Annotated in this window: 15 protein-coding genes; 1 reads left to right on the top strand and 14 read right to left on the bottom strand. The window is 32.4% G+C overall.

Annotated features, from left to right (window positions below; translation table 11 throughout):
- Positions 1 to 52: 52 nt before the first annotated feature.
- The 3 genes from NLJ00_RS05765 to rbfA form a co-directional block, all read right to left on the bottom strand.
- Entirely contained in the window at positions 53 to 1,480 is a 1,428-nt protein-coding gene (locus tag NLJ00_RS05765) for an MATE family efflux transporter (RefSeq protein ID WP_256636541.1), read from the bottom strand.
- Between the two features lie 169 nt (positions 1,481 to 1,649).
- On the bottom strand, positions 1,650 to 2,849 hold the full coding sequence (locus NLJ00_RS05760; RefSeq protein ID WP_256636540.1) for an ABC transporter permease: 1,200 nt from the start codon (positions 2,847 to 2,849) through the stop codon (positions 1,650 to 1,652).
- Position 2,850: 1 nt separating this feature from the next.
- On the bottom strand, positions 2,851 to 3,243 hold the full coding sequence (rbfA, locus tag NLJ00_RS05755; RefSeq protein WP_053472967.1) for a 30S ribosome-binding factor RbfA: 393 nt from the start codon (positions 3,241 to 3,243) through the stop codon (positions 2,851 to 2,853).
- 207 nt (positions 3,244 to 3,450) lie between these two features.
- On the opposite strand from rbfA, the gene NLJ00_RS05750 reads away from it, so the two are divergent.
- A complete protein-coding gene (locus tag NLJ00_RS05750) occupies positions 3,451 to 3,870 on the top strand; it encodes a CBS domain-containing protein (protein ID WP_256636539.1) in 420 nt (139 codons plus the stop codon).
- Between the two features lie 30 nt (positions 3,871 to 3,900).
- Here NLJ00_RS05750 and NLJ00_RS05745 read toward each other — a convergent pair whose 3' ends face one another.
- From NLJ00_RS05745 to NLJ00_RS05695, 11 genes are all read right to left on the bottom strand, one after another.
- On the bottom strand, positions 3,901 to 5,154 hold the full coding sequence (locus NLJ00_RS05745) for a murein hydrolase activator EnvC family protein (protein ID WP_053472969.1): 1,254 nt from the start codon (positions 5,152 to 5,154) through the stop codon (positions 3,901 to 3,903).
- Positions 5,155 to 5,178: 24 nt separating this feature from the next.
- On the bottom strand, positions 5,179 to 5,958 hold the full coding sequence (locus NLJ00_RS05740) for a DUF4292 domain-containing protein (RefSeq protein ID WP_053472970.1): 780 nt from the start codon (positions 5,956 to 5,958) through the stop codon (positions 5,179 to 5,181).
- A gap of 11 nt (positions 5,959 to 5,969) precedes the next feature.
- On the bottom strand, positions 5,970 to 7,316 hold the full coding sequence (locus NLJ00_RS05735) for a tetratricopeptide repeat protein (protein WP_256636538.1): 1,347 nt from the start codon (positions 7,314 to 7,316) through the stop codon (positions 5,970 to 5,972).
- 7 nt (positions 7,317 to 7,323) lie between these two features.
- Complete coding sequence (locus NLJ00_RS05730; protein ID WP_180857030.1) at positions 7,324 to 8,340, bottom strand: sugar phosphate nucleotidyltransferase; 1,017 nt, start codon at positions 8,338 to 8,340, stop codon at positions 7,324 to 7,326.
- A 96-nt stretch (positions 8,341 to 8,436) separates the two neighbouring features.
- Positions 8,437 to 8,871 (bottom strand): dUTP diphosphatase, encoded by a 435-nt coding sequence (gene dut / locus NLJ00_RS05725; protein ID WP_053472973.1) that lies wholly within the window; start codon positions 8,869 to 8,871, stop codon positions 8,437 to 8,439.
- 29 nt (positions 8,872 to 8,900) lie between these two features.
- Positions 8,901 to 10,361: a lipopolysaccharide biosynthesis protein gene (locus tag NLJ00_RS05720; RefSeq protein WP_053472974.1), complete on the bottom strand. Its 1,461-nt coding sequence runs from the start codon at positions 10,359 to 10,361 to the stop codon at positions 8,901 to 8,903.
- 94 nt (positions 10,362 to 10,455) lie between these two features.
- Positions 10,456 to 10,902, bottom strand: a complete 447-nt coding sequence (locus tag NLJ00_RS05715) for a GNAT family N-acetyltransferase (protein WP_256636537.1) — start codon at positions 10,900 to 10,902, stop codon at positions 10,456 to 10,458.
- A gap of 573 nt (positions 10,903 to 11,475) precedes the next feature.
- Positions 11,476 to 12,987: an AAA family ATPase gene (locus NLJ00_RS05710; protein ID WP_256636536.1), complete on the bottom strand. Its 1,512-nt coding sequence runs from the start codon at positions 12,985 to 12,987 to the stop codon at positions 11,476 to 11,478.
- 8 nt (positions 12,988 to 12,995) lie between these two features.
- Complete coding sequence (locus tag NLJ00_RS05705; protein WP_256636535.1) at positions 12,996 to 13,826, bottom strand: ATP-binding cassette domain-containing protein; 831 nt, start codon at positions 13,824 to 13,826, stop codon at positions 12,996 to 12,998.
- A gap of 2 nt (positions 13,827 to 13,828) precedes the next feature.
- Entirely contained in the window at positions 13,829 to 14,599 is a 771-nt protein-coding gene (locus NLJ00_RS05700; protein ID WP_256636534.1) for an ABC transporter permease, read from the bottom strand.
- A gap of 46 nt (positions 14,600 to 14,645) precedes the next feature.
- Complete coding sequence (locus NLJ00_RS05695; RefSeq protein ID WP_256636533.1) at positions 14,646 to 16,460, bottom strand: OmpA family protein; 1,815 nt, start codon at positions 16,458 to 16,460, stop codon at positions 14,646 to 14,648.
- Positions 16,461 to 16,482: the final 22 nt, after the last annotated feature.

Below are 16,482 nucleotides of genomic sequence, written 5' to 3'. Positions count from 1 at the left end.
ATTCTTACAAATAAAAAAGGCCTTCAATATTGAAGGCCTTTTTTATTATAAATTATACTTGAACTCTTTTCCACTTTCCTCTTTTATAGAAAAAGATTCCAGCTAAAGTTATAGCGGTTTCGGCAACGGGTATTGCGATGAAAACTCCAGTTGGTCCCATATTAAAATGTTTGGCTAATACAAAAGCCAGCGGAATTTGAAACAGCCAAAACCCGAAGAAATTAATTCCGGTTGGCGTCCATGTATCTCCCGCTCCATTAAAAGTATTAATCAAAACCATCCCGATTCCGTAAAAGATAAATCCGATGCTCATAATTTGCAACGCTTCGACCGCAATGGTTTTAACCATTTCATCATTGGTGAAAAATGAAATAATATATTGGCCAAAGCCTAAAGTAATAATCATAATCGTTGCCATGAAAATTACATTATATCTTGCTGTTGTATAAACTGATTTTTCGGCACGTTCAATTTGTTTTGCCCCTAAATTCTGTCCAACCAAAGTTGCCGCAGCATTACTCAATCCCCAAGCTGGAAGAATAAAAAACATCATAATTCTAAGTGCCGTTTGATATCCTGCAGAACCGTGATCGCCTCCGGTTGTTGCGACTAATTGTGCTAAGAAAATCCAACTGCATGATGCAATTACAAATTGTAAAATTCCTGGTGCAGCAATCTTAACCAAAGCTTTTATCTGCTTAAAGTCTGGAGCGAAATAGGCTATTTTAATTTTTAAAATTCCGTTTCCAGAGAACAAATGATAAACCTGATATAAAACTCCAATGCTTCTTCCCAAAGTTGTTGCCAAGGCAGCTCCAACTAAACCAAAAGCAGGAATTGGTCCAAGACCGTTAATTAATATTGGGCATAAAATAATATTACAAATGTTGGCAATCCAAAGACTTTTCATTGCAATTGCGGCATTTCCTGCTCCACGGAAAATTCCGTTAATCAGGAATAAAAGCATAATGCATAAACTTGAGCCAATCATAATTTGCGTGAATCTGAAGCCGTGCTCGGCAGCATCAACTGAAGCACCCATCAAAAGCAGAATATCTTTTGCATAAATAATTCCCAAAACACTTAAGACAGCGTTAACGGCAAATGCTACAATTATGGCTTGCATTCCGGCTTTTGCGGCAGCGACTGGATCTTTTTCTCCAATACGTCTTGCAACAACTGCAGTTGCGGCCATGCTCATTCCTATTGCAAGAGAATATATAATAGTCAACACAGATTCTGTCAAGCCAACCGTTTGAATAGCAAAACTGCTATGTTCTAAATGTCCGACAAAATATAAATCGACTAAAGCAAAAACCGATTCCATCATCATTTCTAAAACCATCGGAATGGCCAATAGAATTACGGCTTTCTTTATACTTCCGGCAGTATAATCAAATGATTCGTCGCCTTTTAAGGCTTGTTTTAAAGTGGTAAAAAATTTAGAAAAAAAACTTTTTTGTATAGTTGTTTCTGTCATGATATATTAGGATAAATGATAAAATTGGTTCAGATATTTTATCTGAACTGAAAAAGTAAAAACGTAAGTATCCTAATTATTCTTAAAAATAAAATAGGATTAGGCAGAAACTATCATATGCTGTGAATTTTCAAGGCGGTAAATATAAGTAATATTTTGAAAGAAAAAATTAATCTAATAATTTTTTACTTACACGGCTGCTGGCGATTAGAGAAGCTATAAATCCTAAAGAAACAATTGTTGTCATTACGATTACAACATTTTCAAGTGTAAAAACAACTGGGTAAGCCAATGTTGGCGTGATCATTATCAGCTCATATTTTTGCTGTAATGTAACTAGTATGATCCCGTAATAAAGTCCGATCAAACCTCCAAAAACACTTAGTAAAGTTCCTTGCAGAATGAAAATTTTTCTCACGCTGTTTATTTCTATTCCCAGATTAACAAGGGTTTTTAAATTTGCCCTCTTGTCTAAAATCATCATAATTAAAGCTCCGATCAAATTGAAAAGTGCCACAATAATTACAAGCGTAAAAATTAAATAAACAGCAATATTTTCGGTGTTGAGCATTTTATATAAAGACTCATTCAATTGCTCTCTATTCTTTATAGTGACTTTATTATTAAAAATCTTTTTAATCTGCGCATTAACCGCATTTTCATCTACGTTTGGTTTTAACCTGAATTCGATTCCCGAAATTTGGTTTGGCTTATACATCAATAATTCCTGTGTTAAACCTAAATCGGCAAAAACATATTTCGAATCTAAATCTTCGCTGATTGAGTAAATCCCAACGGGTAAAACATCTGTTTTATTAAATGCTTCTTCGGGATTGTCGATTGCTCCTTTTCCGGGTTTTGGAGCAAATATCTGCAGCGGGTTTTCAAAATCAAGAATTCCAAGTGAAAAATCCTGTGCAATTCCGTAACCAATCACAACTTGATACGAATCTGGTTTTAGCCATTGTCCGTTAAAAAGCTTTACTTTAATATTGTTTACAACCGGGTAGATACTGTCAACACCTTTTAAATAGGTAACGCGTTGTTTATCTTTAAATAAAAATAAAACTCGTTCTTCAATAATTTTAGTGTAACAGGCAACACCATTAATTTCTTTCAGCTCTTTTTCTTGCTGGGGTGAAATTAAAAATGATTTTCCGTACGTACTTGTCATTTTTAAATCTGGGTCAATTTCATTTGTAAACGAAAGACTGAAAACTTTTAATCCGCTAAAAACAGATAAAACCACAAACAAAGCCATTGTACCAACAATAATTCCCATGCTGGCAATTAAATTGATGATATTGATCGCGTTATTTTTACTAAGGCTGAAAAGATAACGTTTGGCTATGTAAAATGGGAAATTCAATTTATGATTTTCTTCTTTTTTCTAAAAGATCACGGTTTTCAATTGGGTTTTCTCTGTTTGCTAATGCATTGTCAATTTTTTCGATATAATCTAATGAGTCATCGATAAAGAAAACCAAATTTGGCACACGACGCAATTGAAGACGAACGCGCTGTGACAAATCATGTTTTATTAAAGTTGTATTTGATTTTATTCCTTCTAAAGTTTCCTTTGCTTTTTCTTGAGGAAAAATGCTTAAATATACCGTTGCCACAGATAAATCTGAGGTTACACTAACTTTGGATACTGAAATTACCAAATTGCTAACTCCATTTTTTCGCACTTCACCTTGCAGAATATCAACCAAATCTTTTTGGATGACACTGCCTATTTTTTTCTGTCTATTTGTTTCCATAGTGCAAAAATACTATTTTTAAATTCATTCATTGCAATTTCAAATTAAGTAAAGAATTATTATTGAAATTTCGCTATACTTTTCAATATATTACTCTCAAAAAAGTATCTCTATATAGCGTTTTTAATTGTTATAAAAGCTGATAAAGGTCAGGTTATTTATCAGAATTATTCTACATATTTGATGTAAATATAAAACTGATCTATTATGAAAAAAAGAGAACCAATTAGTCACATCATGACTAAAACAGTGGTGACTGTAAATCAAAATGACGATTTAAGAAAAGTAGTAGAAAAACTAAAATCGAATTCTATTCGACATATTCCTGTTGTAAACGGTAAGGAAGTTGTGGGTATTATTAGCCGTACAGATGTAAACCGTCTTACTTTTGGTGCTTTGTTCGACGGACAGGAAGGTGTTGATGAAGCTATTTTAGATATGCTTACGATTCCTCAGGTTATGACCTCAAAACCTAAAACTCTTTCTTCTGACACTATTATTAAAGATGTGGCATCGACATTTGTAAAAGAAGAATTTCACGCTCTTCCGGTTGTAGATAACGGAGAACTGAAAGGGATTGTAACAACAACTGATGTTATTAAATATTTTTTAGAACAATATGATTAAATAAAAAGGGAGCTAAATAGCTCCCTTTTTTTATCTGTTTTGTAACCAATTTTCAGGATCGGTATTGGTTGTGTTTTGAAGAATCAAGAATTTGATAACCGTTTTTCCGCTATCTCCGCTGGTTCTTACTTTTCCAATATTTTGTTTGATCGAAACTTTTTCTCCTTTACTTACAAATACTTTGCTCAGGTTTTGATAAACGCTAAAGTAATCTCCGTGCTGTATCATAACTACTGTATTTACAGGAGATAAAACCATTACACTGAAAACTTCACCGGCAAATACAGATCTTGCATTTGCGCCATCTTCAGTCGTAATCTCAACTCCTGAATTATGAACTTTAATATCTGGATAAAGTGGGTGCTGCTGATCTCCATAACCTAACGAAATAAATCCTTTTTCTACCGGCCAAGGCAGTCTTCCTTTGTTTGCTTTAAAATCTGCTGCCAGAACTTTATCTTCCGGTGTCATTGCGATTTTAGAAGATGAAACTGGTTTTACGGTTGCATTAGATCCAGGATTTTCTTTAGCTTTTTCAAGTGCCGCTTTTCTGTTTGCTTCGGCAATTGCTTCACGAATCAAACGATCAATTTGTCTGTCAATTCTTTTTGATTCGCTTTGTTTTGCTTTAATATCAGATGCGATTCTGTTTTTATCTTTTTTAATTGCGTTAACAAGCTTTTGCTGTTCTTTTTTCTCTACTTCTAAGCTTTGTTTTTCTTTTTCGTTTTCAACAATAATTTTTTTCTTAACCTTTCTCTGCCCGTCTAGTTTTGCATTAAAATCAACTAGTTGCGCGGTTTTAGACTGAATTTCTAGACCTTGGTTTTTTCTAAAATTTGTATATTGTTTTAAATATTGTGCTCTTTTGTAGGCTTGTAAAAAACTTTCTGAAGATAAAATAAACATCGCACGGCTTTGCTCAGAACGGCTTTTATACGATTTCAAAATCATTTTTGCATAATCTTCTTTTAAAACCGCCAGTTCTTTTTTCAGTTTATTAACCTGTACCTGATTAATATACATGTCGTTGCTTAAAATTCTTTCCTGTTTTGCTGTTGTATTGATCAGCTTTTCTTTAAGCTTAATTTTATTTGCCTGAATTAAATATTCATTCACTGCTGATTTTTCTTTTTTCCTTACAGATTGCAGCATTTTTTCGTTGTCTTTTATTTCCTGAAGAATCTGCGCTTTGCGCTGTTCAAGTTTTTCTTGCTGCGAATCTTGTGCCCAGACAAAAGTCGTGGCGCAAACAAAAATTAGGCTTAGGAGAAATTTTGGCATCTTTCTATTTTTCTTTTTACAAATTTACTTAATTAAAACTTTTTTATAACCGCTTGGCACACTATACGGAAAAGAAAGTTCTTCGTTAAATGATATATTGTTATAATTCAAATTAATATTGGTTGTTCCTTTTGGCTGCAATGCATTAATTACCAATGTTGTTGGAATAGTTCCCTGACTGAAAGTTTTAGTATCTGAATAATTGATTTCTAGCTTTATATTTTCAGCTGACTGAGAAATCTGTTCTTTTTGTACCAGGTATTTTTCAGGATCTAAATAAAATGCTTTTTGAATCTTTTGGCTTTTTTGATCTTCTAAACGAATAAGATTTTCTACAATTGTCTGCGTATACTCTCCTTTTCGTAAATCATCAAAAGCTTCTCCAATTAATAAATTCTGAACTTTATTATAATCCAGGTCAGTTCCTAGCCATTCGCTCAAACTGCTAAAATCTCCTTCGTAATAAGTTCCTTTTATTTTTTCGTAATAACTTACTGTTGTTGGGGTTATCAAAGCTTTTGCCATTGTAATTCCCAGAAATTTAACACTTATTAAAATCTGTTTGTCTTTTTCGATTTTTATATCGGCTGTAACATTTTGACTTTGTTTTTCGTCTTCATATCTCGCGCTGGCTCTTATATTTAAGGTCGAAAAATCTAGTTTGTTTTCGTAATGTTTTTCGATTGCTTTATTGTCTTTTTTCGCAACAACTTCAGTAGTATTATTGTTTTGAACAGCGACGGCTTTAGACTTACACGAAATCATAAAAGCCGACATTAATACTATTATAATATATTTTTTCATCTTAATTTCTCTTACTTCTTTTTTAATAATTCATTTGCCTTCAAAAAGTATTCCTCTTTTTTCTTAGCATCTCCTAATCCATTATATGCCTCTCCCAATTGAATATTAAAATTTGCCTCTAATTTTTTATCATCAACAACATAATCAAGTCCCATTTCTAAAACGGTTTTTGCGTTTTTAAATTGCTGTAACTGATTGCTTCCCAAACCTGCATAATAATAAAATTGCGGCTGGCTTGGATAAACTTCAATCATCGTCATGGCTCTTTTTGTCATTGGCGCAAATTGTTTTGCCTGAGTATAAGCTTCAAGCAAAAGCAAATTCGTTTCACGATCTGTGTCTGAATTGGTCATTAAATCTTTTTCATAATATTTAATGGCGTTTTCAAACTGGTTTTTACTATGATAAAATTTTCCAATTTCTTTGGCAACATCAACTTCTTTATCATTGTCAAAATAAGAAATGGCTTTTTCTAAATCTGGACCGTATTGCGGATTTTTATTTACATAAATCAAAAACTCATTTAATGTTCGATGCTTAATTTTTGAATCAATTTTTGAACTTGACAAAATTACGTTCATCGACTTAATGGCTTTATCGGCCTGATTGGCATCTAAATAACTTTTGAACAAACTTACCTGTCCCCATTCAGAATCTGGAATTTCTTTTGCCAATTGTTTTGCAACATCAACAGCTTTGACTGTTTCGTCAGATTTTGAATATAGAAAAATCAGATTAACATAGTTTGATTCTTCTTTCGGATTTTTTTTAATCTGTTCAATTAAATTTGAAATCTCTGCATTTTGATATTTCCCTTGCGATAAAATCTGCATTTTATAACGATCACGATCTTCAGATTTTCCGAATTTATCGTTCATTTCATTAATCGTTACAAGCGCTTTATCATATTGGTTTGTAAGCATATATAACGAAATCAGATCGTCTTTATATTCTTCATCAAAAACAATAATTTTCTGAATCGTTTCAATCGCCAGGGGATAGTTTTTGGTTTCGTAACTTACATCGTAAATTCCCAGCCAATACCATTTGTTTTTTGGATTTAACTGTGTGGCTTTTTCAAATGCGTTTTGGGCATTTTGATATTCTTTTAGCGCCAGATAATTTTTTCCAACTTCAAAATAAGCGACAGCGTCAGAAGGTTTTATTTTGATACATTTTTCTAATGATGCTATTGCTTTATCGTAGTTTTCGATTCCTTTTTGTTTTAAAGATTCGTAAAAAGCATCTTGATATTCATCTGGTGCCAAAGCAATATCTTCTGGTTCCGTCTGTGCGAGAACCGAAGCTGAATTGCTTAGTAAAGCAAAAAATAAAATTATCAAAATCCTTTTTTTCATCTCTTTTTTATTCTAAAACCGAGTAATCTCCAATGCTGATACTTGTGAATTTTCCATCATAACTAACATGATTTCCAATCATTGCATTATCTAAGTTAGCATTTTTTATTTGAGAATTAGTTTGTATTAAGCTATTTTTAATAGAACTGTCGGTTACATGGCAGCCTTTTCCTATCGAAACATTTGGCCCAACGGTTGTGTTTTTCAACACTACATTTTCGCCAATATAACATGGAGGAATAATTGTTGAATTTTCCAGCGTTACATTATAATCCACTAAATGTTCTCCGTCGTTATGCAAAAATCCTAACATTCTGCTGTTTGTTTCAACCGTAACATCTTTGTTTCCGCAGTCCATCCATTCGTCAACACTTCCAGTTTTAAAAACTTTTCCGTTTGCCATCATGGCTTTGATACCGTCGTTGATTTGGTATTCACCACCATTTTGAATGTTATTATCTAAAACTCCCTGAAGCTCTTTTTTCAAGTCTCCAACTTCTTTGAAATAATAAATTCCGATAACGGCTAAATCACTAACAAATTCTTTTGGTTTTTCAACCAATTCTATAATTTCATTATTTGGATTTAATTTTACAACTCCAAAAGCTTCCGGCTGATCTACTTGTTTTACCCAAATTACAGCATCGGCAGATGGATCTAATTCAAAATCGGCTCTGATTAAAGTATCCGCGTAAGCGATAACTGCTGGTCCAGATAAGGATTCTTTTGCACACATAATCGCGTGCCCGGTTCCTAAAGGTAAATCCTGACGATATATTGAAGCTTTTGCTCCTAATCCTTGTGCTAAATCCTGCAGACTTGTAACAACATCATCTCCAAAAAACGCTTCGTCTCCCAAGATAAATGCAACTTCTTCTATTGGCTGCTTTAATATTTTAGCGATATCTTCTACTAAACGGTGAACGATAGATTTTCCCGCAACCGGAATTAATGGTTTTGGTACTGTTAATGTATGTGGGCGAAGTCTTGATCCACGACCTGCCATTGGAACGATTATTTTCATCTAATTTTATTTTATGAGGGAAGATTTAAAAAAATCTTCAGTTTGGTTAGTTCAAGTTTTTAAATACAGTAAAGGACTGTCAACTGCGACTGAAAACTACTTCACTCCAGTACTTCCAAATCCGCCTGCTCCTCTTGAAGTTTCCGTTAATTCTTCCACTTCAATCCATTCAGCTCTTTCGTGTTTGGCAATAATTAATTGTGCAATTCTTTCTCCGTTTTCAATTACAAATTCTTCATTTGATAAATTTACCAAAATCACCCCTATTTCACCTCTGTAATCAGCATCGACAGTTCCCGGAGAATTTAAAACTGTAACTCCTTTTTTTGCTGCCAGTCCGCTTCTTGGTCTAACTTGTGCTTCGTAACCAATTGGCAATTCTATAAAAAGTCCGGTTTTTACAATTGTTCTTTCTAAAGGTTTTAACGTAATTGGTTCTGTAATATTGGCACGCAAGTCCATTCCTGCAGAAGCAATTGTTTCGTAATTTGGTAAATCGTGTTGTGATTTATTGATAATTTGTATTTTCATTTTTATTATAAAAGATTAAAAAAGCACTTTTACTTTCTATTCATTATTCCTTTGATTGTGTCTTTTTCGTTGTGATAAACAAAGTACATAAAGGCTAATAATAACGGAATTCCAACAAAATAATTTTCTCTAAATCCATAAAATGAAATAGCCGAAAATAAAATTGAAATTCCTAAATAAGCCGAAATTTTATTCATGTCGTAAGGAATAGGATAATATTTGTTTCCTAAAACATACGATATTAACATCATGCTTCCGTAGGCAGAGATAGTTGCGATTGCAGATCCGTAATAACTGTATTTTGGAATCAAAAAGTAATTTAAAACTAATGTTACAATTGCTCCAACAATTGAAATATAAGCTCCAATTCTTGTTTGGTCTGTAAGTTTGTACCAAACCGATAAGTTATTGTAAATTCCTAAAAAGAAGTTTGCCAGAATAATTAACGGCACTACTTTCATAGCTTCCCAATAGGATTTATTGTCTAATAAAAGATATTTTAAAATGTCTGCAAAAACGATAACGCCTAATAAAATTAGTGAACCCAGAATCACAAAGTATTTTGTAATTACGGCGTAAGTCTGCGGTGCATTTTCGTTTTTGGCGTGGCTGAAAAAGAAAGGTTCAATTCCTAATCTAAAAGCGGTTGCAAACAAAACCATAAACAAACCTAGTTTATAACAGGCAGAATAAGCCCCAACTTCTGATTTTGCAAGATTTTCAGGAAGTAAATATCCTAATAAGATTTTATCGAAATGTTCATTAACTGCAAATGCAAGTCCGGCAACTAAAATTGGCAGACCATATTTCATCATTTTTTTCCAAAGTACGGGATCGAATTTTCGTCCAAGCGAAAGATAATTTGGAGAAAGTACAATGAACGTCGCTAAACTTGCCAGCAGGTTAGCGATAAAAATATAAGCAATCTGGAAATTTTCTACATATAAATTATCCCAAACTGAATTAGGATGTGAAGCTGCCAATTTTGGCAGATACAATAAAAAGAAAATATTCAGCAATAGATTAATTACCACATTTCCAATTTTAATAGCCGCATAAACCATTGGACGCTGGTTTGCTCTTAGTTTTGAAAACGGTACTAAAACCAATGCATCTAAAACTAAAATCCAAACAGAATAAGTAATATACTGTGCATCAACCTCGGCCCAATTTGCCAGCGTATTCCTAAAAATTAAACCCGCAAATAAGAATCCTATCGACGACCAAAATATTGATATTGTTGAAGTTGCAATTACGTTTTTCTTGTCTTCTTCGGCACTGTAAAACCTAAAGAATGCTGTTTCCATTCCATAAGAAAGCACTACGTTAAAGAAAACCATCCAAGACAAAACAATCGAAACTTCGCCGTATTCGGCAGTTGGTAAAATACCTGTATATAATCTGACCAATAAAAAACTGAGCATTCGCGGTAAAACGGTTGCCAGTCCATAAATTGCAGTTTGTTTGAATAGATTTTTATATAATCCCAAAATAATTAGTAATAAAGTTCAAAAAACAAAAATAACCAATTCTTTGGTTTTATTAGTCCTTTTGACGGTTCAATAAAAAAACTTAGCGACAATTTTAATGTGTTAATTTATTTTCGTCTAAAACTTTCACAAAATGAAAACCTTTTGGGCCATATCCCTGATTGTAATAAAATCTGTGCGCACCAAAATTTCCCGAAAAAGCATCCAGAACAATGCTACTGCAGCCTAAATCCAATGCTTTTTGTTCAATATAATCTGTAAGCATTTTTCCAATTCCTTTAGAACGATATTCCGGATTTACTACAAAATTGTCAATTTCGAGATATTTTCCTGTCCATAATTTTGTTGCTGACCAACAGCCTGTAATACCCAGACAAATGTTATTTTCAAATACTCCAATTTGAATATAATTGTGCGGAACCATCTCAGAAAGAAATGATTGGTATTTTTCTAAAGTTATATTGGGATATAGAAATCTGATGGTGTCAATTTGAGCCACCATTTCGTCAACCGTAGTAAATTCGCGTATTTGTAAAGCCATTGTATAGAAATAGAATTCAAAATTAATTATTTTTTCTAACTAAGTTATATAATTAACAAGACACTAACATGTGAAATATGTAAATTAAGGCAGAAAATTATGTAACTTTTTTTAGAGCGTATTTTCCTAAATTTGCTTCACAGGGATTGAGAAAGCTAAATACAACCCTTATAAAAAAGGAAGCACTGGGACTAATAAAGCTTGTTTGTTCCCATAAAAGACAAAGCATAAGGGATTGATTCTGCTGTATTGTAACCCTAAAAAAACAGAGCATTGGGACTAATAAAGCTAGTTTGTTCCCATAAAAGACAAAGCACAGGGATTGATTCTGCTGAAATGTAACCCTTAAAAAAACAGAGCATTGGGATTAATAAAGCTAGTTTGTTCCCATGAAAGACAAAGCTACAGAGTGATAAAATCTGTGTCAATAATTTTATAAAATGGTATGGATTCTCAATTTATGGGTAAATTGAGAATCACCATTTTATAAATTTTCTTGTTTATAGATATTCTTAAAAAAGAAAAACTTCCAAAAAAAAATAGCCAGCAAACATTTGCTGGCTATTTTTTTTATCAGGAACCAAAATTATATTCAATTTCTTTTAATTCCGGAATATCATCATCTGTTAATGTTTTTAAAGTCTTACTGCTTAATTTTTTCAAAGTTATAATTCTATTGGCTTGATTTTGCACACATTTTTCAAATATGTTTCGTACTAATCTGGCATTTCCAAAACTTTCGGTTTTATCTCTATATAATAATTCAAAAGTGTCCGTTAGTTTTTCTTTAGCGTCTGCAGAAATTATAAAATCTGATTTTACACAAAACGATTCAAAAATTTCATATAATTGATCAGGCGTAAAATCTTTAAAATAAAAGTATCTATTAAAACGGGATCGTAATCCGGGATTCGATTCTATAAAAATTTTCATTGGTTCTGTGTATCCTGCAACCACAACAGCGAGATCTTTTCGGTGATCTTCCATTCTTTTCAAAAGTGTATTTACTGCTTCTGCACCATAATCGTTTCCAAACGAGTTTTGAGTTAATGCATAGGCTTCATCAATAAATAATACTCCGCCAAGACTTGATTCTACCGCGTTATTGACTTTTGCTGCTGTTTGCCCAACATAACCAGCAACTAAACCTTCTCTGTCTGTTTCAAACATTTGACCTTTAGATAAAAAACCCAAATGTTTAAAAATTCTACTTAAAAGTCTCGCTACAGAAGTTTTTCCGGTTCCGGGCGGGCCCAGAAAAACGGTATGCAAAGTAATTTCAACATTTTTTAATCCTTGTTCTGAACGCTTTTTTTGTATTTCTAATAAATTGATTAGTTCTGAAACATCTTTTTTTACTTCTGCTAAACCAACTAATTCGTTTAATTCTTTCAGTACTTTTTCTAGTGTATCTCCTTCAGGAAGATTGTCTATTTCTTTTTTATCTGTTTGTGATGTATTCGCATTTAAACCCAAATAGCTGCTGAAAGCAGTTGTGTTCTCAAATTTTTTACCAAACGTAAAATAAATGAAGTTTTGATATTTAACTAGAATTTCTTCTAATCTGCTATGCTTTTTTATGGATAATAATTCTGGCAGTAAGTATTGATTTTGCTGCACATTTGAAGTTATTATTTTATTCTCTTTTTTTATTTTTACGAGAAGATTTTTAAAATTCTCTGTAAAAATCAACTGATTCAATTCGTTTACAGAGTTTTGGTCTGCAAAATGATTGTTGCGTAAAGCATCATAATAATACGCCAGAACAAATTCTTGTTTTTCATTTTTCGCTCCGGATTCTCTTTCATAAAGATCAATAATATCCGAAAGAAAAAAATGTTCTGCTTTAAACAATAACCCTTTAGAAAAATCTGGATTTACTGTTTCATTTAGCTTTTGAATAAAATCTGCATCCTGATTTAATATATTGCATATTTCCAGAATCTGCTTTGTTTCTTTTTCAAGCGCTATAATAAATGAAGCCGTAAAAACGGCTTCATTAGTAGATATGTTTGTTTCTAAATATTTTTTTAGAGACAAAAATGAGTCTTCAATAATCGATATTGGATTGTTCTTCTTTGCCATATTTTTATTTAAGAAATCATCATTTGATGAATAATTTCTTTTGATAATTTTAAGTGGTCGTCACAATAATCTTTCCAGGAAAGTCCCATGTCTCTTAGATCATATTTTGCTACTATGGTTCCGTAATTTTCTTTCTTTCCATTAATAGTTGGATGCCCAATAACGTAAATAGTTTGTGCTAATTCAATTGCAAGTTCAATGTCATGGGTCGAAAAAATAACCGTATTAGATTCCGAAGATTTTCCTAGTAACTCAAATGATTTTTTTACTTCTTCGATATTTCCAACATCTAATCCTGAAAAAGGTTCATCCAAAACAATAAATTGATCAGACGAAAACAATTGTTCTATAATAGCCGTTCTTTGTCTTTGTCCTCCGGAAAGTTCGTTAGGATATTTGTCTTTACAATTTTCTAATCCCCATTCTTTTAGATATTGCTTTATTTTTTCATCTTTTTCAGTATTCGAAAGCGCTGTTTTTCTTAGCGAAAATTTCAAAGCCTGAGTTACTGTTTTATGTCTGAACAAAGTATATTTTTGATCTACAAAACCAATGTCTCCTTCGCATACTGCCTTAGCTGCATTGGGTTCTTTATTTTCGAAATCTCTAATTAATATTTTTCCGGAATGTAACGGAGTTAATCCTGTCAAAGCTTTAAAAAAAGTTGATTTTCCTCTTCCTGATCTTCCCACAAAAGCAACTACCTGTCCTGTACAATCTACTCCTTCTCTAACTACGTCTTTTTCGATAAGGTTTATATCTTTTATAATAACGTTATCATCATAAGCAACGCTAAGATTTTCTACATATAAAAGCGTCTCTTTATATTCGTGTTTCATGATTATATTTTTGAATATCTAAATAGTGCTTTTCTTAAATAATTTATTCCTGCATCTAAGCCAAGACCTATTAGTAAAATGATAATTTGAAGTGCAATGATTCTTCCGGTATTCATAAATTTATCAGAGTTTTTTATTAAAAAACCTAATCCTCCAGAAGCTACCACAATCGATTCTACAGTTACAAGCATCATCCAGGTAATGGCAAGATTTTGTCTGATTACATCAATTACATAATCTATTCTTCCTAAAATAATGACCTGTATGAGAACCTCCCAACGGTTACATTTTAACATTTTTGCGTGATCAAATTCTTCTTGCGGAATATCTTTAATAACTGCAATTAATGACGTTGTTAAAAATGTAGTCAGGAAAATTACCAGAATCCAAACCTGCATCATTCGTGCTTCATGAATTACCATTGTAATATAAAATGAAAGTCCGGTAAAAGGTAAAAATCTAAATTTTGTGATAAATTCAGAAACTGATTTTAATAGCGGAATTGGCCATGCATAAGCAAAAAACAAAGAAATAATTGTGGCTAAAAAAATCGAGATAAAACACAATTTCAACGAATTGAAAATATGTACTACCAAACCTTCTCTATACAAATCTGAAAAACCGGTTAAAACCTGAGCCGGAGAAGGAAACAAATGCTTTTCGCCAGATGTCGCTGCAAACCAAATAATAATCAAAAGAACTAACCAGCCTATCAAAATAAGTGTTTTGTTTAATTTTGATATTTTTTCAAAGGGAGTTAAAATTTTTATCATACTCATTGTAAAAAAGGCTATCTATTAAGATAGCCTTTAATTATTTTTATTTTAAGAAAGTAATAACAACACGTCTGTTTAATGCTTTTCCAGAAACAGTATTATTATCTCCTATTGGATCACTTTGGCCTTTTCCATCAACTAATTGGAAACGATTTGCAGGAATTCCTTTTTGTTTTAAATACTCTACAACTGCTTGTGCTCTGCTTTTTGATAAAGCTAAGTTAGCATCAGCATTTCCAACATTGTCAGTGTGTCCAACAACCGTTAATTTTGTGTTTTCAGCTTGTACTAAAAGATTGTAAATTTTCTCTACTTCTTTACTAGATGAACTTGAAATTTCAGAACTTCCTGTATTGAAATTAATTTTCCATTCACCAGAAGCTACCACTTCTTTTGCCTCACCACTATAATCTGCTTTATCTGCAGAAGTAGATTCAATATCGTTGATATTTTTCAGGAAGAATAAGTTTACTGCCTGATCGTAAGGAACAACAGCTCCAACATTTTCATTAAATCCAAACGGATTCAATTCTGTCAAATATCCTGCAACTTGATTGTAAACTGATTTGTATCTGTTTACACCATCAGATAAACCATAATATTGCATTGCATCAGCATAATTAAATACTTTTGAACCTCCCATATTATAAGTCAATCCGCCTTTTGTTCCTTGTTGTCCTTTGAACATTTTATACCAATATTCTGGAGTTTCAATTTTATAAGTTGCAGCAACTGCCTCAGAAGCTCTTACTTTCCAGTCTTCGTAATTTTTCATTTGGTTTGAAGCCGTCAATGCCGATTTCAAAATATTAGAAACGATATCAGGATTTTTTACTGCCCATTCTTTCACACCAATAATTGTAGTTGGCATTTGGTTGTTGAATTCTTTTGTAGAAACGATATCAACAAAACCAGTCAATTTATCAAATACTGTTTTATCTCCAGGAGTCCATGTAGCACAACCATCAATTTTTCTATTAACAGATTTTCCAGTTAATTTCCCGTCTACTACTTCTTTCAAAGTAACAGTCCATCCTGTTGTTTGAGATTTGATTAATTCTTCTGCCGATTTAATATAATCGTCATTTTCTGATGGATAAATATTTACTGCTTCTGCATCATATGTTGTTGGATCAGGGTTTACTTTTAATCCGTTTGCAAAACAATAGTTTACAGTAGTAACCCAGTCACCATCTCCAAGAACTGCAGATATAACTGAACCTTTCATAGATTTAGGATCTGATTTCCAGTTTGGAGGCCCAATCAATTTATCTTCTCCATAACTCATACCTACTGCTCCCATTACCTGAACATGGTATTTGTCTTTTCCGTATTTTTCGTCAAGTGATTTTTGAACAGAACTAATGTAAAATGGCGCACCATCTCCCATGATAATAACAGCAAAAACACTTTTTTCTGAAGATGGAAAAGCTTCACCTTTATCAAATTCTTCGATAAATTTCATTTGCATGTTACGCAATTCTGAAAGCCAGTCCTGACGAATAATTTCAAGATTAACTCCGTTTTTTTCCATTAATGATCCTTTTGTTGTTTTTGGACCACCATTAGAAACAATAATTCCAGACTGAGCGTTCCATGCATAAGCACCAATTCTTACTAAAGGTTTGTCTGCAACTTCTGAAGATAATTCAGTCGATGGAAGTGGAATTTTTGCAGCATTGGTAACATTATTAACATCCGTCTGATTCAAATCAATTCCATTTAATTGTTTTGAAACTGCAGTCTTAATTCCTGGAGATACATAATAAACTCCTCCTAAAATTGCACCAATTGCAACAATAACGATAAGTAATTCAGAAAAGGTTGTTAACTTTTCAGTTCTTAAAATTTTTCCCATTTTTATTTAAAAATTTAATTTA

This window comes from Flavobacterium panici (assembly GCF_024499525.1).
Lineage (GTDB): Bacteria > Bacteroidota > Bacteroidia > Flavobacteriales > Flavobacteriaceae > Flavobacterium > Flavobacterium panici.
This window is presented reverse-complemented; position numbering and strand designations above follow the sequence as displayed.

Excerpts from the sequence above, each read along its gene's own strand:
- dut (WP_053472973.1), bottom strand. The coding sequence starts at position 8,871 with ATGAAAATACAAATTATCAATAAATCACAACACGATTTACCAAATTAC.
- NLJ00_RS05740 (WP_053472970.1), bottom strand. The coding sequence starts at position 5,958 with ATGAAAAAATATATTATAATAGTATTAATGTCGGCTTTTATGATTTCG.
- NLJ00_RS05735 (WP_256636538.1), bottom strand. The coding sequence starts at position 7,316 with ATGAAAAAAAGGATTTTGATAATTTTATTTTTTGCTTTACTAAGCAAT.
- NLJ00_RS05730 (WP_180857030.1), bottom strand. The coding sequence starts at position 8,340 with ATGAAAATAATCGTTCCAATGGCAGGTCGTGGATCAAGACTTCGCCCA.
- NLJ00_RS05765 (WP_256636541.1), bottom strand. The coding sequence starts at position 1,480 with ATGACAGAAACAACTATACAAAAAAGTTTTTTTTCTAAATTTTTTACC.
- NLJ00_RS05715 (WP_256636537.1), bottom strand. The coding sequence starts at position 10,902 with ATGGCTTTACAAATACGCGAATTTACTACGGTTGACGAAATGGTGGCT.
- NLJ00_RS05705 (WP_256636535.1), bottom strand. The coding sequence starts at position 13,826 with ATGAAACACGAATATAAAGAGACGCTTTTATATGTAGAAAATCTTAGC.
- NLJ00_RS05700 (WP_256636534.1), bottom strand. The coding sequence starts at position 14,599 with ATGATAAAAATTTTAACTCCCTTTGAAAAAATATCAAAATTAAACAAA.
- NLJ00_RS05695 (WP_256636533.1), bottom strand. The coding sequence starts at position 16,460 with ATGGGAAAAATTTTAAGAACTGAAAAGTTAACAACCTTTTCTGAATTA.
- NLJ00_RS05750 (WP_256636539.1), top strand. The coding sequence starts at position 3,451 with ATGAAAAAAAGAGAACCAATTAGTCACATCATGACTAAAACAGTGGTG.
- NLJ00_RS05745 (WP_053472969.1), bottom strand. The coding sequence starts at position 5,154 with ATGCCAAAATTTCTCCTAAGCCTAATTTTTGTTTGCGCCACGACTTTT.
- NLJ00_RS05710 (WP_256636536.1), bottom strand. The coding sequence starts at position 12,987 with ATGGCAAAGAAGAACAATCCAATATCGATTATTGAAGACTCATTTTTG.
- rbfA (WP_053472967.1), bottom strand. The coding sequence starts at position 3,243 with ATGGAAACAAATAGACAGAAAAAAATAGGCAGTGTCATCCAAAAAGAT.